This window comes from Pseudomonas sp. HC1(2025) (assembly GCF_058742075.1).
Genome location: NZ_CP196017.1, coordinates 1884012 through 1904120 on the forward strand (window position 1 = coordinate 1884012; position 20109 = coordinate 1904120).

The 20109-nt window shown below is 61.8% G+C and carries 15 protein-coding genes; 13 read left to right on the forward strand and 2 right to left on the reverse strand.

Annotated features, from left to right (window positions below; all coding sequences use genetic code 11):
- Nucleotides 1-50 precede the first annotated feature (50 nt).
- Complete coding sequence (locus tag ACSSVH_RS08395) at nucleotides 51-1370, forward strand: hypothetical protein (RefSeq protein ID WP_492634347.1); 1320 nt, start codon at nucleotides 51-53, stop codon at nucleotides 1368-1370.
- Nucleotides 1371-1398: 28 nt separating this feature from the next.
- Here the strand turns inward: ACSSVH_RS08395 and ACSSVH_RS08400 are convergent, their stop codons facing one another.
- Together ACSSVH_RS08400 and ACSSVH_RS08405 are read right to left on the reverse strand one after the other, a co-directional pair.
- Nucleotides 1399-4692: an EAL domain-containing protein gene (locus tag ACSSVH_RS08400; RefSeq protein WP_169953448.1), complete on the reverse strand. Its 3294-nt coding sequence runs from the start codon at nucleotides 4690-4692 to the stop codon at nucleotides 1399-1401.
- Between the two features lie 63 nt (nucleotides 4693-4755).
- A complete protein-coding gene (locus tag ACSSVH_RS08405) occupies nucleotides 4756-5646 on the reverse strand; it encodes a LysR family transcriptional regulator (protein ID WP_169953450.1) in 891 nt (296 codons plus the stop codon).
- 146 nt (nucleotides 5647-5792) lie between these two features.
- Here ACSSVH_RS08405 and leuC point away from each other — a divergent pair, with 146 nt between their 5' ends.
- The 12 genes from leuC to ACSSVH_RS08465 all read left to right on the forward strand — a co-directional run bounded on the left by leuC (nucleotide 5793) and on the right by ACSSVH_RS08465 (nucleotide 19910).
- The gene (gene leuC, locus ACSSVH_RS08410) at nucleotides 5793-7211 is read left to right on the forward strand and encodes a 3-isopropylmalate dehydratase large subunit (RefSeq protein ID WP_169953452.1); all 1419 of its coding nucleotides are present in this window, start codon (nucleotides 5793-5795) and stop codon (nucleotides 7209-7211) included.
- Nucleotides 7212-7221: 10 nt separating this feature from the next.
- A complete protein-coding gene (gene leuD, locus ACSSVH_RS08415) occupies nucleotides 7222-7866 on the forward strand; it encodes a 3-isopropylmalate dehydratase small subunit (RefSeq protein ID WP_169953454.1) in 645 nt (214 codons plus the stop codon).
- A gap of 146 nt (nucleotides 7867-8012) precedes the next feature.
- A complete protein-coding gene (locus ACSSVH_RS08420; protein WP_492634348.1) occupies nucleotides 8013-8777 on the forward strand; it encodes a class I SAM-dependent methyltransferase in 765 nt (254 codons plus the stop codon).
- A gap of 51 nt (nucleotides 8778-8828) precedes the next feature.
- Nucleotides 8829-9911: a 3-isopropylmalate dehydrogenase gene (gene leuB, locus ACSSVH_RS08425; RefSeq protein ID WP_169953458.1), complete on the forward strand. Its 1083-nt coding sequence runs from the start codon at nucleotides 8829-8831 to the stop codon at nucleotides 9909-9911.
- 64 nt (nucleotides 9912-9975) lie between these two features.
- Nucleotides 9976-11088: an aspartate-semialdehyde dehydrogenase gene (gene asd / locus ACSSVH_RS08430; RefSeq protein WP_169953460.1), complete on the forward strand. Its 1113-nt coding sequence runs from the start codon at nucleotides 9976-9978 to the stop codon at nucleotides 11086-11088.
- A 239-nt stretch (nucleotides 11089-11327) separates the two neighbouring features.
- Nucleotides 11328-12338 carry an aspartate-semialdehyde dehydrogenase gene (locus ACSSVH_RS08435; RefSeq protein ID WP_169953461.1) on the forward strand — a complete coding sequence of 337 codons (1011 nt, stop codon included), beginning with the start codon at nucleotides 11328-11330 and terminating at the stop codon, nucleotides 12336-12338.
- A gap of 162 nt (nucleotides 12339-12500) precedes the next feature.
- A complete protein-coding gene (locus tag ACSSVH_RS08440) occupies nucleotides 12501-15038 on the forward strand; it encodes a FimV family protein (RefSeq protein WP_170057806.1) in 2538 nt (845 codons plus the stop codon).
- A 238-nt stretch (nucleotides 15039-15276) separates the two neighbouring features.
- A complete protein-coding gene (gene truA / locus ACSSVH_RS08445; RefSeq protein WP_492634702.1) occupies nucleotides 15277-16101 on the forward strand; it encodes a tRNA pseudouridine(38-40) synthase TruA in 825 nt (274 codons plus the stop codon).
- 64 nt (nucleotides 16102-16165) lie between these two features.
- The gene (locus ACSSVH_RS08450) at nucleotides 16166-16798 is read left to right on the forward strand and encodes a phosphoribosylanthranilate isomerase (RefSeq protein ID WP_170043449.1); all 633 of its coding nucleotides are present in this window, start codon (nucleotides 16166-16168) and stop codon (nucleotides 16796-16798) included.
- Nucleotides 16799-17042: 244 nt separating this feature from the next.
- Entirely contained in the window at nucleotides 17043-17963 is a 921-nt protein-coding gene (accD, locus tag ACSSVH_RS08455; protein ID WP_172313046.1) for an acetyl-CoA carboxylase, carboxyltransferase subunit beta, read from the forward strand.
- Nucleotides 17960-19267: a bifunctional tetrahydrofolate synthase/dihydrofolate synthase gene (gene folC / locus ACSSVH_RS08460; protein WP_170057808.1), complete on the forward strand. Its 1308-nt coding sequence runs from the start codon at nucleotides 17960-17962 to the stop codon at nucleotides 19265-19267. The genes accD and folC overlap by 4 nt, the downstream gene beginning before the upstream one ends.
- Nucleotides 19251-19910: an SPOR domain-containing protein gene (locus tag ACSSVH_RS08465; RefSeq protein WP_492634349.1), complete on the forward strand. Its 660-nt coding sequence runs from the start codon at nucleotides 19251-19253 to the stop codon at nucleotides 19908-19910. The genes folC and ACSSVH_RS08465 overlap by 17 nt, the downstream gene beginning before the upstream one ends.
- Nucleotides 19911-20109 lie beyond the last annotated feature (199 nt).

Below are 20109 nucleotides of genomic sequence, written 5' to 3' on the forward strand. Positions count from 1 at the left end.
CGATGTCTTGCTTGTCATACTTTTAATAAGTCTGTGGTTAGGAGGTTGTCATGAATGTGAATATGCTCAATCGGTCATTTACTGACAGTTATAGGCTGGGTGATAAACCTGTCAATGCTGTTTCTGCTGACGTTTTTTCAACTAGTAGCGGGGAGAAGCCCCAAGATATCGTGAATGCCTTTACCGCCACCCCCCGTGGATTCGGTGAGCATTTTGACAATAGTACCCATGCGGCTGTTATCAAAATGATGATGATGACCTTTGGTCAAAGCCCCCGCGATATGTTTGATGAGATTAAATCGACCGGTGATGGTTATGACATTACGATGAAAGATGAGTTTAAGGTTCATGTGTCCCATGATGAACTAAAACTTACGGCGCAGGCCTCGCGATTTTCCGGCAACGACCAATCAGCCATCAACGACGCCAACGTTGTACTCGCCGCTTTTGCCAAGCGCAAACAACAAGCAGGTGGCTATGACAGTTTCGACAAGGTCCTGCACAAGAGCCTTGAGGGTGAAACGATGCAGAACTGCCTGCGGGGCATGGGGATGATTGGTTTTGCCCAGTTTGTGCCTGCCACTTACATGGCCGCCAGCGGCGCCGTAGGTGTGGTGGAAACCCATAATTTTGGCTCCGCGTTTGTCATGGACAATACCCAACATAATTATGGGCAAAAACAGCGGGTTGATAGAAGTTACGGTTATATGTTGTTCAATGACCAGACTGTGCCTTGCGTATCGCCCGCAACCGTCGATTTACCTGACCTGAAATTATCCAGTGTGCCCATAGGCACCCAGCCCGCAGATATCTGGAACGGTTTTTACCAGGGGGCAGAAGGCAACTGTGTCACCGTGTCAGCGATCAAGGCGGCCATGATGCGGTTTGGACAAAATCCCCAAGGCATCTTTAAAAAGATCACCGCCACGGCTGAGGGTTATGAAGTGCTCATGAGGGATTCCTTCAAGCTGACCCTGACCCACGATGAACTGAAACAGGCCAAGGCTGCCTCCAACTTGAAGGGTAGCAATCCGGCGCTGCTGGACGATGCCAACTTCTTGTACGCCGTGAGTGCCAAGCGGGCCCAGGTGGAAAACAACGATTCGCGTGGCAACCAAAGTTACGAGGTTGCCATGGCAACACTCAACGACGGTGAATACCCCGGCGCCGCATTGCGTCGGCTTGGGTTGTTTGCCTATATCCGTGAAAGCACGGTGGAAGAGCTGGCTCGTGGCACCACGGGCACCTTGGCCAACACCTACCACTCGGTGGCGGTGATCGACGGCAAGCTGGACCTGTATGGGCAAAAACTCAGCCTGGAAAACTCGCACTGGCAGGGGCACTTCCACCGGGCATTGAAATTAGTGTGATACCCGGCGCAGGGACCCAGAGCGCTCTTCAGGTCCCGGCGCCTGGCCGTAACAGCTCTATAAATGCATCCAGGGGTAACGGCCGGCTGTGCAAATAACCCTGATACAGATGGCAACCCAGCCCCTGCAGGAACGCCAGTTGCTCGGGCGTTTCTACGCCTTCGGCAATCACCTCCAGGTTCAGGCTGCGCGCCATGGCCACGATCGCGCGGATGATCTCGGCGTCGTTCGGGTCGTGGGTGGCGTCCCTCACAAACGATTGATCGATCTTCAAGGCATCGACTGGCAGGCGCTTGAGGTAGGTCAATGACGAATAACCGGTGCCGAAATCGTCCATGGCGAAGCTGACCCCGAGTTTTTTCAGGCGGCGCATTTTGCCGATGGTGTCGTCCAGGTTCTGGATCACGATGCCTTCGGTGATTTCCAGTTTCAGCAAGGTGAACGGCAGTTGATGCTGCTTGAGGCTGCGCTCTACCCGTTCGACAAAATCGTTCTGGCGAAACTGCCGGGGGCTGATATTCACGCACAGGCTGAAGCCGTCCGGCTCCACCAGGCCTTCGGCGATCAGCCGGGCAAAGGCACCACAGGCTTCGTCGAGGATCCAGGTGCCCACCTCGAGAATCAGCCCGCTGTCTTCCAGAACCTTGATGAACTCCGTCGGCGATTGCGCACCCAACTGCGGATGCTGCCAGCGCACCAGGGCCTCGGCGCCGACAATGCGATTGCCCCGGGCATCGACCTGGGGTTGGTAATGCACACTGAACTCGCCCCGCGACAACGCCAGGCGCAGGTCTGTCTCCATGCGCAGGCGCTCGCTGGCGGTGCGTTGCATGCTGTTATGGAACATCTGCGTGGTATTGCGCCCCGAATCCTTGGCCCGGTACAGGGCAATATCCGCGCGCTTGAGCAGGTCGGCCGGGGTCGAGCCGTGGTCGGGAATCAGCGCCACGCCGATGCTGGGGGTGACCTGCAAGCGCTGGCCATCGAGAAACATCGGCTCGGACAACAGTTCGCGCAGGGTGTCGGACAGCAACTGCACCTGCTTGCTGACCTCTAACCGAGTACCTTCCAGCCCGCTGAGCAGCACCACGAATTCGTCCCCTCCCAGGCGCGCCACGGTGTCCTCCATGCGCACGCTGGCCTCCAGGCGCGCAGTGACGATTTTCAGCACGGTGTCGCCCACCGGGTGGCCGAGGGAATCGTTGATGTGCTTGAAGTGATCCAGGTCCAGAAACAGCAGCGCACCCCGCAGGTTGTGGCGTTTAAGCAGGGCGATCTGCTGGCTCAGGCGGTCCATCAGCAAGGCGCGATTGGGCAGGTTGGTCAGCGGGTCGTGATAGGCCAAATGGCGGATCTGCGCCTGCGCGCTCTTGAGCAGGCTGACATCCCGTGCGGTCAGCAGCAGGCACGGGGTTTCATTGAGGGTAATCGGCTCGACCGACACTTCCACCGCCAGCAACTCGCCACGCTTGTTGTGCCAGAGCATGTCCAGGTGATGGATGCGGCCCTTGATCTGCAATTCGGCCAACAGCGCGGCGCGCTGGTTTTCATCGGCCCAGATGCCGATCTGGTACAGGGTCAGGCCAATGGCTTCTTCGGCGCGGTAGCCGGTCAGGCGGCAGAAGCCGTCATTGACCTCCACATAGCGCCCGGTGTCGCGCTCGGTAATGGACACCGCATCGGGGCTGGAATGGAAGGCCTTGGCGAATTTCTCCTCACTGGCCTTGAGCGCCGCCTCCGAGCGCTGTTGCTGGGTGATATCGCGCAGGGTGGTGACCACACAGGGCTGGTTGCCGACCTTGATCAGCCGGCTGGAAATCATGCAGGTCAGGCGCTGGCCGTTCTTGTGGTGGACGATGATCGCCACGTTGTTCAGCGCCTGCTCGCGGATCACCTGCTCGATGCGCTGCAGGCGCTGGGTTGGCTGATCCCACAGGCCGATCTGCTCGGCGGTGTGGTTGATGACTTCGGCGGCGGCCCAGCCAAAGGTCTGGCTGAAACTGGGGTTGATTTCGATGAACTCGCCGCTGGCCAGGCGTGTGACGCAGATCGGGTCGGGGCTGGCGAGGAACAGGCTGGCGAATTTCTCTTCAGAGGCACTCAGGCGCTGTTCGCGTTCCACCTGGTCGGTGATATCCAGCAAGGTGCCGGCCATGCGCACCGGCGTGCCCTGGGCGTCACGGTAGAGGCGGGCGCGGCTTTCCAGGTAGCGCGAGCTGCCGTCTTCCAGTTGCACGCGGTAGGTCAGTTGGTAGTTGCCCGCCGGCCCCTCACGCAAGGTGCGATAGGCATCGCGCATGCTGGCGCGCTCTTCATCGGGCATGCCTTCAAAAAACGCGTCGAACGACTCATGGAACGGGTGCGGATCCAGGCCGTGCAACTGCGCGGCCCGCGCCGAGCCGTAGAGCATGCCGCTGGGGATATGCCAGTCCCAGGTGCCCAACTGGGCCGAGTCCAGGGCCAGGTCCAGGCGTTCCTGGCTGTCCTTGAGGGCCTGCTCGGCGTTCTTGCGTTCGGTGGTGTCGAGGAAGGTGCTGATCAGGTAGGCCTGGCCCTCGAGCTCGACCTTTTGTGCGCTGAGGGTGCCGTCATGGATTTGCCCGTTGCTGGCGCGAAATTGCACCTCCATGGTGATGGGCTCGCCCTTGCGCTGGGTCGCCCTGACCAACAGGGCCCGTTGCTCCGGGTGGACCCACAGCCCCAGGTCGAGGGTGGTGCGGCCAATGGCATCGGCCACCGGCCAGCCGAACAGGCTTTCAAAATACTGGTTGGCTTCGCTGATCAGGCCATCTTCCTGGCGGGTCAGCAGGACCATGTTCGGGCACAGGTGGAACAGCGTGGCGAAGCGTTTTTCGGAGTGGCCCAGGGCATGTTCGCGTTCGCGCTGCTGGGTGGTTTCGCGGATCACCCCGATCATGCGCCGGCGCCCGGACGCATCCGGCAGCAGGCTGCCATTGATTTCCAGCCAGTGCAGGCTGCCGTCCGGCCACTGGATGCGGTGATGCATGGCTTGTTCGAAGGGTGCGCCGGCCAGGACCGCGTGAAACGCCCGGATCACGCGGCCGCGGTCCTCGGCGGCCAGCAGGTCGAGGTAGTCCAGGTCCTTGGGCAATGGCTGCCGGGGGTCGAAGCCGAACAGCGCCTGGGTGCCGCGCGACCAACTGATCCGCCCGCTGTCGATATCCCAGCTCCAGGCGCCAAGCCGTGCGGCATTGAGCGCCGCCAGCAGTTGCGGGGCGTTTTCCCAGCTTTGTTCCGCCTGCTGGGGGTCCAGGGCGTGAATGCGCGGCAGCGGCGGCACGGGATCGACAGGGTTGGGCATTATCAAGGGGCCTTGGCTCGATGGGCGTTCGGCGCGGGAGCAGGGTCTACAGGCCGCACGGCCTCATGCCGGCATCCCAGCCGGATCGACCTGTGCATCCAATAGGCTCATGAAAGCCCGCGCAGCGTTCGACAGCGTCCTTTCGGTGTGCACGATATAGCCTAGCTGGCGACTGAGCTGTATGCCCGGTAAAGCGATACTGGCCACTTGATCATCGAGCATGGTGCGCGGCAACACGCTCCAGGCCAGGCCGATGGAGACCATCATCTTGATGGTTTCCAGGTAGTTGGTGCTCATGGCGATGTTCGGTGTCAGGCCCTGGGCCTCGAACAGCCGGTGCACGATATGATGGGTAAAGGTGTTGCCACCGGGGAATACCGCCGGGTGCCGGGCAATGTCGGCCAGGCTGATGCTGGCGTTGCTGGCCAGGCTATGTTCGGGCGCCACCACGAAATCCAGGGGGTCGTCCCACACCGGGGTGGCCCGCACCAGGCTGTGGGGCTCCGGGGCCAGGGTGATGACGGCCACTTCGGCACGGCCATGGAGGATTTCCTCGTAGGCGACTTCCGAATCCAGGAACTGAATATCCAGTGCCACGTTCGGGTATTCCCGGGTGAACGTGCGCAACACCGGGGGCAGGCGGTGCAGGCCGATGTGATGGCTGGTCGCCAGGGTCAGGCGTCCGCTGACTTCGCCAGTCAGGTTGGTCAAGGCGCGGCGGGTGTCATCCAGCACATTGAGGATCTGATAGGCGCGGGGCAGCAGGGCACGCCCGGCCTCTGTCAGGCCCACTTCCCGGCCCAGTCGATCAAACAGGCGCACCTTCAGTTGTTGCTCAAGGCCGGCGATGCGCTTGCTGATTGCCGGTTGCGTCAAGTGCAGGCGTTCCCCGGCCCCGGAGAAGCTGCCGGTTTCGGCGATGGCAATAAAAGCATTGAGGTTGGCCAGGTCCATGGTAGTATTCCAGTTGGTTATCCAAAGCATGAAAAATATGAATTTGAGTTATTTAATGTAACGCCATAGCATCAGCCTCACAAGCCAAAGGGTTATTGAATCGTTCAACGCCCAGGGCATAGAAAGACGCTGATGAGGACCGACTGATGGCCGGCAAAACGCTTTACGACAAACTCTGGGATTCCCATGAAGTGAAACGGCGCGATGATGGCTCGTCGCTGATCTACATCGACCGTCACATCATCCACGAAGTGACCTCGCCCCAAGCGTTCGAAGGCCTGCGACTGGCCGGGCGCAAGCCATGGCGCGTCGACTCGATCATCGCCACCCCAGACCACAACGTGCCGACCACCCCGGAGCGCAAGGGCGGTATCGAAGCCATTGCCGACCAGGTCTCGCGTTTGCAGGTCCAGACCCTCGACGACTATTGCGACGAGTACGGCATCACCGAATTCAAGATGAATGACGTGCGCCAGGGCATCGTCCACGTAATCGGCCCGGAGCAGGGCGCGACCTTGCCGGGCATGACCGTGGTCTGCGGCGACTCCCATACCTCGACCCACGGCGCGTTCGGCGCCCTGGCCCACGGTATTGGCACTTCCGAGGTGGAACATGTGTTCGCCACCCAGTGCCTGGTTGCTAAAAAAATGAAGAACATGCTGGTGCTGGTCGAAGGCACCTTGCCCTTTGGTGTCACCGCCAAGGACATCGTGCTCGCGGTGATCGGCAAGATCGGCACCGCCGGCGGCAACGGCCATGCCATCGAATTCGCCGGCAGCGCCATTCGCGACCTGTCCATCGAAGGCCGCATGACCATCTGCAACATGTCCATCGAGGCCGGTGCCCGCGTGGGCATGGTGGCGGCGGATGAAAAAACCGTCGAATACGTCAAGGGTCGTCCGTTTGCACCGGCGGGCGCCGATTGGGATGCCGCCGTAGAAGCCTGGAAAGACCTGGTGTCCGACAAGGATGCGGTGTTCGATACGGTGGTTGAACTCGACGCGGCCCAGATCAAGCCGCAAGTCAGCTGGGGCACCTCGCCGGAAATGGTCCTGGCCGTTGACCAGAACGTGCCGGACCCGGCCAAGGAAGCCGACCTGGTCAAGCGCGGCTCCATCGAGCGCGCCTTGAAGTACATGGGGTTGAAAGCCAACCAGGCGATCACTGACATCCAGTTGGACCGTGTGTTTATCGGTTCCTGCACCAACTCGCGGATCGAAGACCTGCGCGCCGCGGCGGTGATCGCCAAGGGCCGCAAGGTGGCCTCGACCATCAAGCAGGCCATTGTGGTGCCAGGTTCGGGCCTGGTGAAGGCCCAGGCGGAAGCCGAAGGCCTGGACAAAATCTTCCTCGAAGCCGGCTTTGAATGGCGCGAGCCGGGCTGCTCGATGTGCCTGGCGATGAACCCGGACCGTTTGGAGTCCGGCGAGCATTGCGCGTCCACCTCCAACCGTAACTTCGAAGGGCGTCAGGGCGCCGGTGGTCGTACTCACCTGGTCAGCCCGGCCATGGCCGCTGCGGCTGCCGTCAACGGTCGTTTCATCGACGTTCGCGAATTGATCTGAGGAATACCCGATGAGAGCTTTTACCCAACACACAGGTCTGGTCGCGCCGTTGGACCGTGCCAACGTGGACACTGACCAGATCATCCCCAAGCAGTTCTTGAAGTCGATCAAGCGCACCGGCTTTGGCCCCAATCTGTTCGATGAGTGGCGCTACCTGGACGTGGGCTACGCCTACCAGGACAACTCCAAGCGCCCGTTGAACAAGGATTTCGTACTCAACGCCGAGCGCTACCAGGGCGCCAGCGTGTTGCTGGCCCGGGAAAACTTCGGTTGCGGCTCCAGCCGCGAACACGCGCCGTGGGCCCTGGAAGAATATGGTTTTCGCAGCATCATCGCGCCGAGCTACGCCGATATCTTCTTCAATAACAGCTTCAAGAATGGCTTGTTGCCGATCATCCTGAGCGATGCCGAAGTGGACGAGTTGTTCGGGCAAGTGGAAGCCAACGTGGGCTACCAGTTGACCGTCGACCTGGCTGCACAGACCGTGACCCGTCCGGATGGCAAGGTGTACCACTTTGAAGTGGATGCCTTCCGTAAACACTGCCTGATCAACGGCCTGGACGACATCGGCCTGACCTTGCAGGACGGCGAGGCAATTGCCGCGTTTGAAGCCAAGCACCGGGCCAGCCAGCCTTGGTTGTTTCGTGATGCGTAATTCTATGTAGGCTGGACTGGCCCCTTCGCGAGCAAGCCCGCTCCCACATTTGAGCGCATTTCAACTGAAGGAACTCGGTCGAATGTGGGAGCGGGCTTGCTCGCGAAAGGGCCTGTATGAACACCACAAAAGCCAGGAACATCACCATGACCAACACCGCCCACACCCAAGTCGTGCAAAAACAATTCGGCGAACAGGCCTCGGCCTACCTGAGCAGTGCCGTGCACGCCCAGGGCAGCGAATTCGCACTGCTGCAGGCCGAACTGGCCGGGCAGGGCGCTGCACGACTGCTGGACCTGGGCTGTGGCGCCGGTCACGTGAGTTTCCACGTAGCACCGCTGGTCAAGGAAGTGGTGGCCTACGACCTGTCGCAGCAGATGCTCGACGTGGTCGCCGCCGCTGCCACAGAGCGTGGCCTGGACAATATTCGTACCCGGCACGGCGCCGCCGAGCGCCTGCCATTCGCCGATGGCGAGTTCGACTTCGTGTTCAGCCGCTACTCGGCCCATCACTGGAGCGACCTGGGCCAGGCCTTGCGCGAAGTGCGCCGGGTGCTCAAGCCGGGCGGCGTAGCGGCGTTTGTCGATGTCTTGTCACCGGGCAGCCCGCTGTTGGACACTTACCTGCAAACCGTCGAGGTGCTGCGCGACACCAGCCATGTGCGCGATTATTCCGCCGGCGAGTGGATGCGCCAGCTCAGCGAAGCCGGCCTGCATGTACGTAACAGCAATCGCCAGCGCCTGCGCCTGGAATACACCTCGTGGGTCGAGCGCATGCGCACGCCAGAGGTATTGCGCGCCGCGATCCTGGAGTTGCAAAAGGCGATGGGCCAGGAAGTGCGCGATTATTTTGAGATTCAAGCCGATGGCACCTTCAGCACCGACGTGCTGGTGGTCTGGGCCGAACGCTAATAATTTTCCCGACCTGCCCGAGGGCGGGTCGCTTGATGAAATGAGGAACCCATGAGCAAGCAGATTCTGATTCTCCCTGGCGACGGCATTGGTCCGGAAATCATGGCCGAAGCGGTCAAGGTCCTGGAATTGGCCAACAGCAAGTACAGCCTGGGCTTTGAACTGAGTCACGACGTGATCGGCGGCGCTGCCATCGACAAGCATGGCGTGCCCCTGGCCGACGAAACCCTGGACCGTGCCCGTGCTGCCGACGCGGTGCTGCTCGGCGCCGTGGGTGGGCCGAAATGGGACAAGATCGAACGTGACATCCGTCCGGAGCGCGGCCTGCTGAAAATCCGTGCGCAACTGGGCCTGTTCGGCAACCTGCGCCCGGCAATCCTCTACCCGCAACTGGCCGACGCGTCGAGCCTCAAGCCGGAAGTGGTGGCGGGCCTGGATATCCTGATCGTGCGTGAGCTGACCGGCGGTATCTACTTTGGCTCGCCACGGGGCGTGCGTGAGTTGGAAAATGGCGAGCGCCAGGCCTACGACACCCTGCCGTACAGCGAGAGTGAAATCCGCCGTATCGCCCGTGTCGGTTTCGACATGGCCCGCGTGCGCGGCAAAAAGGTCTGCTCGGTGGACAAGGCTAACGTCCTGGCCTCCAGCCAGCTGTGGCGCGAGATCGTCGAAGAAGTGGCCAAGGACTATCCGGACGTCGAACTCAGCCACATGTACGTCGACAACGCCGCCATGCAGTTGGTGCGTGCGCCCAAGCAGTTCGACGTAATCGTCACCGACAACCTGTTCGGCGACATCCTGTCCGACCAGGCCTCGATGCTCACCGGTTCCATCGGCATGCTGCCGTCGGCGTCCCTGGACACCAACAATAAGGGCATGTACGAGCCATGCCACGGTTCGGCGCCAGACATCGCGGGCCAGGGCATTGCCAACCCGCTGGCGACGATTTTGTCGGTGTCGATGATGCTGCGCTACAGCTTCAACCTCAGCGAAGCGGCGGATGCCATCGAGCAAGCGGTGAGCCTGGTGCTGGACCAGGGCCTGCGTACCGGCGACATCTGGTCGCAGGGTTGCACCAAGGTCGGGACGCAGGAAATGGGCGACGCAGTAGTCGCCGCGCTGCGGAATCTGTAATCTCTCGGGCCCGCTTGCAGTTGTTGCTGCAAGGCGGCCCACTTTTTAACAAGGTGTAGTTGCGATGAAACGTGTAGGTCTGATCGGTTGGCGCGGTATGGTCGGTTCCGTGCTCATGCAGCGGATGCTGGAAGAGCAGGATTTCGATCTTATTGAGCCGGTGTTTTTCACCACTTCGAATGTCGGTGGCCAAGGGCCGTCCGTGGGCAAGGATATCGCCCCGCTCAAGGACGCCTACAACATTGAAGAGCTCAAGACCCTCGACGTCATTCTGACCTGCCAGGGCGGCGACTACACCAGTGAAGTCTTCCCCAAGCTGCGCGAAGCCGGCTGGCAGGGCTACTGGATCGATGCAGCGTCCAGCCTGCGTATGCAGGACGACGCGGTGATCATCCTCGACCCGGTCAACCGCAAGGTCATCGACCAGCAACTTGACGCCGGCACCAAGAACTATGTCGGTGGCAACTGCACCGTCAGCCTGATGCTGATGGGCCTGGGTGGCCTGTTCGAAGCCGGGCTGGTGGAGTGGATGAGTGCCATGACCTACCAGGCGGCCTCCGGTGCCGGCGCGCAGAACATGCGCGAGCTGATCAAGCAGATGGGCGCGACTCACGCGGCCGTCGCCGATCAACTGGCCGACCCGGCCAGTGCGATCCTCGATATCGACCGCCGTGTGGCCGAGGCCATGCGCAGCGAAGCCTACCCGACCGAGAACTTCGGCGTGCCCTTGGCCGGCAGCCTGATCCCATGGATCGACAAGGAACTGCCGAACGGCCAGAGCCGCGAAGAGTGGAAAGCCCAGGCCGAGACCAACAAGATCCTCGGGCGCTTCAAGAACCCGATCCCGGTGGACGGTATTTGCGTGCGGATCGGCGCCATGCGCTGCCACAGCCAGGCGCTGACCATCAAGCTCAATAAAGACGTGCCGATCGCCGATATCGAAGGGCTGATCAGCCAGCACAACCCATGGGTCAAGCTGGTGCCCAACAGCCGTGATATCAGTATGCAGGAGCTGAGCCCGACCAAGGTCACCGGCACCCTGAATGTACCGGTGGGCCGTCTGCGCAAGCTGAACATGGGCACCCAGTACCTGGGCGCCTTCACTGTAGGTGACCAATTGCTGTGGGGCGCGGCCGAGCCGCTGCGTCGGATGTTGCGGATTCTGCTGGAGCGTTGATCGCTTAGTGGTGTTGAAGAAACCCGCGTTCTGGTGACAGGCGCGGGTTTTTTATTGCGCCTGAGGCCATCATCTCTGGCAAGCCCGCTCCCACACTTGAATGTGTTCACAAATCCAAATGTGGGAGCGGGCTTGCCCGCGATGACGGCCCGCGCCACACCACAAACCCCAGGCCAATTGCCTCACCCCCCACCACCCGGTAAAGTGCCGCTCCCCCCGCAATGCCCGAGGCAGCCTCCATGACCCAGACCTTTGATATCGCCGTGATCGGCGCCACCGGCACGGTGGGCGAAACCCTGGTGCAGATCCTCGAAGAACTTGAGTTCCCGGTAGGCGCCCTGCACCTGCTGGCCAGCAGCGAGTCGGCCGGCGCGTCGGTGCCGTTTCGCGGCAAAAACGTGCGGGTACGGGAAGTCGATGAGTTCGATTTCAGCAAGGTGCAACTGGCCTTCTTCGCCGCAGGCCCGGCGGTCACCCTGAGTTTCGCGCCGCGCGCCACGGCAGCCGGTTGCTCATTGATCGACCTGTCCGGCGCCCTGCCGGCCGAACAGGCGCCCCAAGTGGTGCCGGAAGCCAATGCCCAGGTACTGGACGGCTTGAAAAAGCCGTTCCAGGTGGGCAGCCCAAGCCCTTGCGCCACCCACCTGGCGGTGGTGCTCGCACCGTTGCGCGGCCTGTTGGACATCCAGCGCGTGAGCGTCACCGCCAACCTGGCCGTGTCTGCCCAGGGCCGTGAAGCCGTCAGCGAACTGGCCCGGCAAACCGCCGAGCTACTGAATGTGCGGCCCCTGGAGCCCAAGTTCTTTGATCGGCAGATGGCCTTCAACCTGCTGGCCCAGGTCGGCACGCCGGATGCGCAGGGCCACACCGCCCTGGAAAAACGCCTGGTCCACGAACTGCGTAGCCTGCTTGAATTACCTTTACTGAAGATTTCCGCAACCTGCGTTCAAGCTCCGGTGTTTTTTGGCGATAGCCTGAGCGTGTCCCTGCAACTGGCGGGGGCCGTGGACCTTGGCGCAGTCAATCGCGTGTTGGAGGCGGCGCCGGGCATCGAACTGGTGGAAGAGGGCGATTACCCCACCGCTGTTGGGGATGCGGTCGGTCAGGACGTGGTCTACGTGGGTCGGGTGCGGGCCGGTATTGATGACCCGGCGGAACTAAACTTGTGGCTGACGTCAGATAACGTACGCAAAGGCGCGGCGCTTAACGCGGTGCAACTGGCACAGTTGTTGATAAAACACCTTGTGTAAAAGATACTTGGCGGCAATTTGTAGATTGATTCTAGCCAAGCGCTATGCTTGGCCCCATGCAGGAAAAGTTGCGCGTCGGTGACCTATCGGCTCGCCATGCCGAATGGCAGCGGTACCCAACCTTCTCGCGGGCCGAGGAGTGTTCAAACAAAGGATGAGGCTATGGTTCAAGTTCGCAAACTGGTGTTAGCAATAGCGGCCGTCTCGGCGCTGTCCTCCGGTATGGCGCAAGCGCTGCAACTTGGGGAGATGACCCTCAAGTCGAAGTTGAACCAGCCGTTGTCGGTGGAGATCGAGCTGCTCGATGTGGGCGGGCTCAGCGCCTCCGATATCGTGCCCAGCCTCGCGTCTTCCCAGGCCTTTGTGGATGCGGGTGTCGATCGCCAGGCGTTCCTCGATGAGCTGACCTTTACCCCGGTGCTCAACCCCAGTGGCCGCAGTGTGGTGCGCGTCACCTCCAGCAAGCCGTTGCCCGACTCCTACGTACGCTTCTTGTTGCAGGTGCAATGGCCCAATGGCCGGTTGATGCGGGACTACAGCGTCTTGCTGGACCCGGCCAAGTTCGAGCAAAAGGCTCCAGAGGTCATTGCCCCAGCGCCGCGCCTTGCCACGCCGGCTGCTGCCAGCGTGACCAAGGCGGCTGAACACACCACGACTTCTCGCGACACCCTGTGGGAAATCGCCGCGAAAAACCGCAATGGCGGCTCGATCCAGCAGACCATGCTGGCGATCCAGGCGCTGAACCCGGACGCCTTTGTCGACGGCAATATCAACCGTATGAAGACCGGCCAGGTATTGCGCCTGCCGGATCCGGTACAAAGCACCAGCCTGCCGCAACCCCAGGCGATTGCCGAAGTGACCGCGCAGAATGCGGCTTGGCGCCAGGGGCGTCGCGGTGCCGCTAATCAAGCAGCGGGGCGTCAGCAACTGGACGCCACCAAGCGCGCCCAGGCTGGCGCAGCGCCGTCGCAAACGGCCGCCAAGGACAACCTGAGCCTTGTCTCGGCTGAGGCTGCCAAGGCCGGCGTCAAAGGCGCCGCAGGTGACAGCAAGGCCCTGAACAACAAGTTGGCCGTGACCCAGGAAAGCCTGGATTCGACCCGCCGCGAAAACGAAGAACTCAAAAGCCGCATGTCTGACCTGCAAAGTCAGTTGGACAAGCTGCAGCGGCTGATCGAACTGAAGAACAACCAATTGGCCAAATTGCAGGCCGAAGGCGGCGCCCCGGCGCAACCGGCGGTAATACCTGCCGAACTGGCTGCGGCGCCGACTGCGCCTGCTCCGGCGGCCGAAACGCCGGTGGTTGCGCCCGTGCAAATCCCCGCTGAGCCTGCGCCCGAGGCCAGCGCCGAAGGCAAATTCAATGACCTGCTGACCAACCCCATTGTTCTCGGGGTGATCGGCGGCGCTGCCGGCCTCTTGGTGCTGTTGCTCCTGCTGCTGTGGGCACGTCATCGCAATGCGCGCCTGGAAGAGGAAAAACACCTGCGCATGGCGCGGGCGCTGGCGGAAGAGCCAGAGTTTTCCGCAAAACTTGAACAAGACTTGTCGCTCGATAGCTTCGAAGGCCTTGAAGTCCCGGCGGCAAACGTCAAGCTGGCTCCAGCTCCAGCTCCAGCTCCAGCTCCGGTTGCCGTGGCGCCTGTAGCTGCAGTTGCGACCAGCATGGCGCCGCCGAGCAAGCCCATCATCGAGCCCGGTTCCTCTGATGCCCTGGCCCAGGCCCAGTCCCATCTGGACCGTGGTCACTTGAACCAGGCCGCTGCGGTGCTGGAAGAAGCGATCAAGCTGGAGCCCAAGCGCAGCGATCTGCGCCTCAAACTCCTGGAGGTCTACGGCCAGCAGGGCGACAAGGATGGTTTCGTGACCCAGGAGCGCCAACTGGTCGCCAATGGCGAGAACCACGCCCAGGTCGAACTGTTGAAAAATCGCTACCCGGCCATGGCCGTGCTGGCTGCGGGCGTGAGTGCTGCAGTCGCCGCTGCCGCGCTGGATGCGCAGTACGTCAAGGATCTGCTCCAGGAAGAACCGGCGCCTGCCGCCACGCCTCAAACCGATGCGTTCGACACCGACTTCGACCTGAGCCTGGACGACCTGGAGGCGGCGTCGCCGGCGGTGGTCGCCCCCGAGGTCGATGACCTGAGCTTCGACTCGGTCTTGCAGCAGCAGACCGAAGCCAAGGCCAGCGAGGACGACTTGTCTGACTTTGATCTCGACTTGCAACTGGATGCACCGGCTTCCCAGTCCGACGACGACTTCCTCTCGGGCCTGGAAGAAGAGATGAAGGACCTGCCACCGGTAGAGCCGCCGACCCTGACACCCGCCGCGCTGGAAGATTTTGACCTGCCGGAAGACTTCGACCTGTCCCTGGCCGACGAACCTGCGCCATCGGACAAGCCTGATGCGTTCACCTCCGAGCTTGACGATGTCAACGCCGAGCTGGAGCGCCTGTCCCAGAGCCTGGAAAGCCCGTCGATCGAGCCGAGCTTCACCGCTGAAGATGCCGCCAAGGGCGACGATGAGCCGGAGTTCGACTTCCTGTCGGGCACCGACGAAGTTGCCACCAAGCTCGACCTGGCCCAGGCCTATATCGACATGGGCGATGAGGGTGGTGCACGTGACATCCTGGCCGAAGTCCTCACCGAAGGCGACGACGGCCAACGCAGCGAAGCCAAGGAAATGCTTAGCCGCCTGGCGTGATTACTGGCAATTAACGCAGCGGCGGCCTTCGGGTCGCCGTTTTGCATTCAAAGGTGGGAGCCGGGCTTGGCCGCGATAGAGGCGACTCGGTCCTTCGGTAGAATTGAGGCGAGGCTATCGCAGGCCAGCCAGCTCCCACAAAATGCCCCAGGACCAGGCCCGGCACTTTATAATGGCCGCCTTTGCGCAACTATCAGGCTCTCAGCTCTTGGCAAATATAGATAACGCGGCCGCCGAAATGGCGGCCGCCGGCTTTTTCAGAATCGCCCTGGGCGTGGAATACAAAGGTTCGCGCTATCGCGGCTGGCAGCGCCAGGCCTCTGGCGTGCCGACTGTGCAGGAAACCCTGGAGAAGGCCCTGTCGAAGGTCGCCGACTCGCCGGTTTCATTGATGTGCGCAGGGCGCACCGACGCGGGCGTGCATGCCTGCGGGCAAGTGGTGCATTTTGACACCCAGGCCGAGCGTTCGATGAAGGCGTGGGTCATGGGCGCCAATATCAATCTGCCCCACGATGTCAGCGTCAGTTGGGCCAAAGTCATGCCGGCGCACTTCCATGCGCGGTTCAAGGCCATTGCCCGGCGTTACCGCTATGTGATCTACAACGATCAGATCCGTCCGGCGCACTTGAACGAAGAAATCACCTGGAACCACCGCCCGCTGGACGCCGAGCGCATGGCCGCGGCGGCCCAGCATCTGGTGGGGATCCACGATTTCAGCGCCTTTCGCGCCGGGCAGTGCCAAGCGAAGTCGCCGATCAAGGAAGTCCACCACCTGCGGGTGACACGTCACGGCAAGATGATTGTCCTGGATATCCGCGCCGGGGCGTTCCTGCACCATATGGTGCGTAATATCGCCGGGGTGCTGATGACCATTGGTACTGGCGAGCGCCCGGTGGAGTGGGCCAGGGAAGTGCTGGAGAGCCGGGTGCGGCGGACCGGCGGGGTGACGGCGCACCCGTTCGGCCTGTATCTGGTGGATGTGGAGTACCGAGATGAGTTCGAGCTGCCGCAGCGTTTCATCGGGCCACACTTCCTCACAGGTTTCACTGAACTTGGCGGCTGACGCCCGGAAAAGCATTTGTTACCATCCGGGACTTTCCTGGACAGCCCCCTGAGGTTTTGACGATATGTCAGGCGTTCGCAGCAAGATTTGCGGGATTACCCGCATGGAAGACGCGCTGTCGGCAGTCGAGGCGGGGGCTGACGCTATTGGTTTTGTGTTTTATGCCAAGAGCCCGCGCGCGGTGTCGGTGCAGCAGGCCCGGGCGATCATTGCCGGCTTGCCGCCGTTCGTGACCACGGTGGGGCTGTTCGTCAACGCCAGCGCCTGCGAGCTCAATGAAACCCTGGATGCCGTGCCGCTGGACCTGTTGCAGTTCCATGGCGACGAAACCCCGGAGGACTGCGCCGGCTACCATCGCCCGTATATCAAGGCGTTGCGGGTCAAGGCCGGTGACGATATCGCCGCCAGTTGCGCCGCCTACGCCGGGGCCAGTGGGATATTGCTCGATGCCTATGTCGAGGGCATTCCCGGTGGTACAGGCGAGGCTTTCGATTGGGCGCTGATTCCCCAGGGCTTGAGCAAGCCGATCATCCTGGCGGGCGGTTTGAACGCTGGCAATGTGGCGCAGGCCATTGCCCAGGTTCGCCCGTATGCCGTCGACGTCAGCGGCGGGGTGGAGCAGGCCAAGGGCATCAAGGATCCTGGCAAGATTCACGCATTCATGCAGGCAGTGCGCAGCAGCAGTGGCGCGATGTGACGGCTGGCAGTCTGCCGCCGTCAGTAACTACCACTGTGTAAAACAGGCCGGCGTTGCCCTCGGGCGGCGCCAATGAAGTGGCAGCCACGCACTGGCGGGTTGTCTGGAAGGCTGAGGGCAGGTGCAGGAAATGGCTGGTCGAACGTCTGACCCCGTCCTGTGATTGTTATCGCCACATCAATGAATTTAGCTCAAGGGCATACGCGGGGCTGTGTTCAAGCCACCGGTACTGGAGAAAGAAAGCATGAGCAACTGGTTAGTAGACAAACTGATCCCCTCGATCATGCGTTCCGAGGTGAAGAAAAGCTCGGTTCCTGAAGGTCTATGGCACAAGTGCCCATCCTGCGACGCGGTGTTGTACCGCCCGGAGCTGGAAAAGACCCTGGACGTTTGCCCCAAGTGCAACCACCACATGCGTATCGGCGCCCGCGCCCGTATCGACATCTTCCTCGACGCCGATGGCCGTGCCGAGCTGGGCGCTGACCTGGAGCCGGTGGACCGCCTCAAGTTTCGCGACGGCAAGAAGTACAAGGACCGCCTGACCGCTGCGCAAAAGCAGACCGGCGAGAAAGACGCGCTGATTTCCGTCAGTGGCAAGCTGCTGGGCATGCCCGTAGTGGTGTCGGCGTTTGAGTTTTCCTTCATGGGTGGCTCCATGGGCGCCATTGTCGGTGAGCGCTTTGTACGCGCCGCCAACTACGCCCTGGAAAACCGTTGCCCGATGATCTGCTTCGCCGCCTCCGGTGGTGCACGGATGCAGGAAGCGCTGATCTCGCTGATGCAGATGGCCAAGACCTCTGCGGTGCTGGCGCGTCTGCGTGAAGAGGGCATCCCGTTCATCTCGGTGCTGACCGATCCGGTCTACGGCGGCGTTTCCGCCAGCCTGGCGATGCTGGGCGACGTAATCGTCGGCGAGCCCAAGGCGCTGATCGGTTTTGCCGGCCCACGCGTGATCGAGCAGACCGTGCGTGAAAAGCTGCCCGAAGGCTTCCAGCGTAGCGAGTTCCTGCTGGAACACGGCGCCATCGACATGATCATCGCCCGTTCCGAACTGCGTCCGCGTCTGGGCAGCCTGCTGGCACAGATGATGGGCTTGCCGACACCGGTGTACGTCGCGCCCAAGGTCGAACCCATCGTTGTGCCGCCGGTGCCTGCAAACCTATGACCCAACGAACCCTGGGCGAATGGCTCGCCTACCTTGAGCAGTTGCATCCGTCAGCCATCGACATGGGCCTGGAGCGCTCGCAACAGGTAGCGGCCCGCCTTGGGTTGGGTCGGCCTGCGCCACGGGTGATCACGGTCACAGGCACCAATGGCAAAGGCTCTACCTGCGCCTTTGTCGCGGCGTTGCTGCAGGCCCAGGGCTTGAAGGTTGGCGTCTACAGCTCGCCACACCTGCTGCGCTACAACGAGCGCGTGCAACTCAACGGCGTCGAAGCCACTGACGAGCAGTTGTGCGAAGCCTTTGCGGCGCTGGATGCCGGGCGTGGCGAAATTTCCCTGACCTATTTCGAGATGGGCACCCTGGCCGCGTTCTGGCTGTTCGAGCGTGAACAGCTGGATGCGGTGGTGCTGGAAGTCGGCCTCGGTGGTCGCCTGGATACCGTCAATGTGGTGGATGCCGACCTGGCGTTGGTCACCAGTATTGGTGTGGATCATGCCGATTACCTGGGCGATACCCGCGAATCCGTGGCCTATGAAAAAGCCGGGATCTTCCGTCAGGGCAAGCCGGCTTTGTGTGGTGACCTGGACCCGCCGCATACCTTGCTGGACAAGGTGCGCGAGCTGGATTGCCCGTTTTTCCTGCGGGGCCGTGATTTTGCCCTGGAGGTGTCTGGTGACCAATGGTCGTGGCGCGGTGTCGATACGCGGGGCCAGGGCGTCGAGTTGCACGGCCTGCCGCTGCTGAACCTTCCCATGGAAAACGCGGCACTCGCGCTGCAGGCCTATTTGTTGCTGGATCTGCCGTGGAATGGCGCGCAGATCGCCGATACTTTGCAGCGTACGCAGGTGGTCGGGCGCCTGGATCGTCGTTCGTTCGAATGGCAAGGCAAGCGCTTGAACCTGTTGCTGGATGTTGGGCACAACCCGCATGCTGCACAGTACCTGGCACGCCGTTTGGCCGGCCAGGTGCCAGCGGGTCGGCGCCTGGCGGTATTCGGCCTGCTGGCGGACAAGGACCTGGACGGTGTGGTCGCGCCTTTGCTGAGCAGTGTGCAGTCCTGGGCAGTCGCCCCGCTGGATACGCCGCGCACCCGTACGGCCGATGATGTGCAGGCGGTGTTGCAGAACCTTGGCGCGACGGTGACGTCCCATGCAAGCGTAACCGCTGCATTGGAGGCTCAATGCGCGGTGGCAACGGCCGAGGACGAAATTCTGTTGTTCGGATCATTTTATTGTGTTGCCGAGGCGCTTGAGTGGTTGGCCCGGCGCTCCACGGAGGAAGCTGCACATGGCATTACTGGATAGCGCATACAAGCAGCGAATGGTCGGAGCCCTGGTGTTGGTGGCATTGGCGGTGATTTTCCTGCCGATGCTGTTTTCTCGCCAGGACGAGCAGCGCCAGGTCACGGTTGAGGCCCCGGCCGCGCCTCAGGCCCCGGTGATGCCGCAGGTCCAGGTCGAGCCAGTGGTGGTGCCTGAGCCGCAGGCGTTGCCCGAGGAAGAGCCGGTGCCGACTGATACGGAAATTGCCGAACAGCAAGCATCTTCGGCGCCGATCCAGCCGAGTGTGCCGGTGGTAAAGCCTGCTCCTGCACCGGTGGTGGCGGCCAAGCCTGCTACACCTGCTCCGGCCCCGAAGCCAGTTGCGCCGCAGCCGGCAGCCCCGGGCAAGCCTGATGTGGGGCAAAGTCGCATCGATCCTAACGGCCTGCCGATCAGTTGGTCGGTGCAACTCGCCAGCCTGTCCAATCGCGAAAGTGCCGAAGCCTTGCAGAAAACCCTGCGCAGCCAGGGTTATAACGCGTATATCCGGACTGCCGATGGCAAGAACCGGGTATTTGTCGGGCCGCTGATCGAGCGCGCCGAGGCGGACCGCCTGCGTGACCTGTTGGGTCGCCAGCAGAACCTGAAAGGTTTTGTGGTGCGCTTCCAGCCAGAGCGCGGCTGATTCTGCCAATACACTGTGCGTGCTTGTGTGGGAGCGGGCTTGCCCGCGATAGCGGTGCATCAGCAGATATTTTAGTTGGCTGGCACACCTCTTTCGCGGGCAAGCCCGCTCCCACATTGGTTTGTGCCTGTCTTGAGATGGTCGTAGCTTGCCACAACCCATTGATTTGCAATGGACCACCAAACACCGCTTACCGATA

What these genes read in the sequence shown, in the direction of transcription:
- ACSSVH_RS08405 (WP_169953450.1), bottom strand. Translation starts at nt 5,646, where the DNA reads ATGGACCTGGCCAACCTCAATGCTTTTATTGCCATCGCCGAAACCGGC.
- ACSSVH_RS08420 (WP_492634348.1), top strand. Translation starts at nt 8,013, where the DNA reads ATGACCAACACCGCCCACACCCAAGTCGTGCAAAAACAATTCGGCGAA.
- asd (WP_169953460.1), top strand. Translation starts at nt 9,976, where the DNA reads ATGAAACGTGTAGGTCTGATCGGTTGGCGCGGTATGGTCGGTTCCGTG.
- truA (WP_492634702.1), top strand. Translation starts at nt 15,277, where the DNA reads ATGGCGGCCGCCGGCTTTTTCAGAATCGCCCTGGGCGTGGAATACAAA.
- ACSSVH_RS08435 (WP_169953461.1), top strand. Translation starts at nt 11,328, where the DNA reads ATGACCCAGACCTTTGATATCGCCGTGATCGGCGCCACCGGCACGGTG.
- leuC (WP_169953452.1), top strand. Translation starts at nt 5,793, where the DNA reads ATGGCCGGCAAAACGCTTTACGACAAACTCTGGGATTCCCATGAAGTG.
- leuB (WP_169953458.1), top strand. Translation starts at nt 8,829, where the DNA reads ATGAGCAAGCAGATTCTGATTCTCCCTGGCGACGGCATTGGTCCGGAA.
- ACSSVH_RS08465 (WP_492634349.1), top strand. Translation starts at nt 19,251, where the DNA reads ATGGCATTACTGGATAGCGCATACAAGCAGCGAATGGTCGGAGCCCTG.
- leuD (WP_169953454.1), top strand. Translation starts at nt 7,222, where the DNA reads ATGAGAGCTTTTACCCAACACACAGGTCTGGTCGCGCCGTTGGACCGT.
- accD (WP_172313046.1), top strand. Translation starts at nt 17,043, where the DNA reads ATGAGCAACTGGTTAGTAGACAAACTGATCCCCTCGATCATGCGTTCC.
- folC (WP_170057808.1), top strand. Translation starts at nt 17,960, where the DNA reads ATGACCCAACGAACCCTGGGCGAATGGCTCGCCTACCTTGAGCAGTTG.
- ACSSVH_RS08440 (WP_170057806.1), top strand. Translation starts at nt 12,501, where the DNA reads ATGGTTCAAGTTCGCAAACTGGTGTTAGCAATAGCGGCCGTCTCGGCG.
- ACSSVH_RS08395 (WP_492634347.1), top strand. Translation starts at nt 51, where the DNA reads ATGAATGTGAATATGCTCAATCGGTCATTTACTGACAGTTATAGGCTG.
- ACSSVH_RS08450 (WP_170043449.1), top strand. Translation starts at nt 16,166, where the DNA reads ATGTCAGGCGTTCGCAGCAAGATTTGCGGGATTACCCGCATGGAAGAC.
- ACSSVH_RS08400 (WP_169953448.1), bottom strand. Translation starts at nt 4,692, where the DNA reads ATGCCCAACCCTGTCGATCCCGTGCCGCCGCTGCCGCGCATTCACGCC.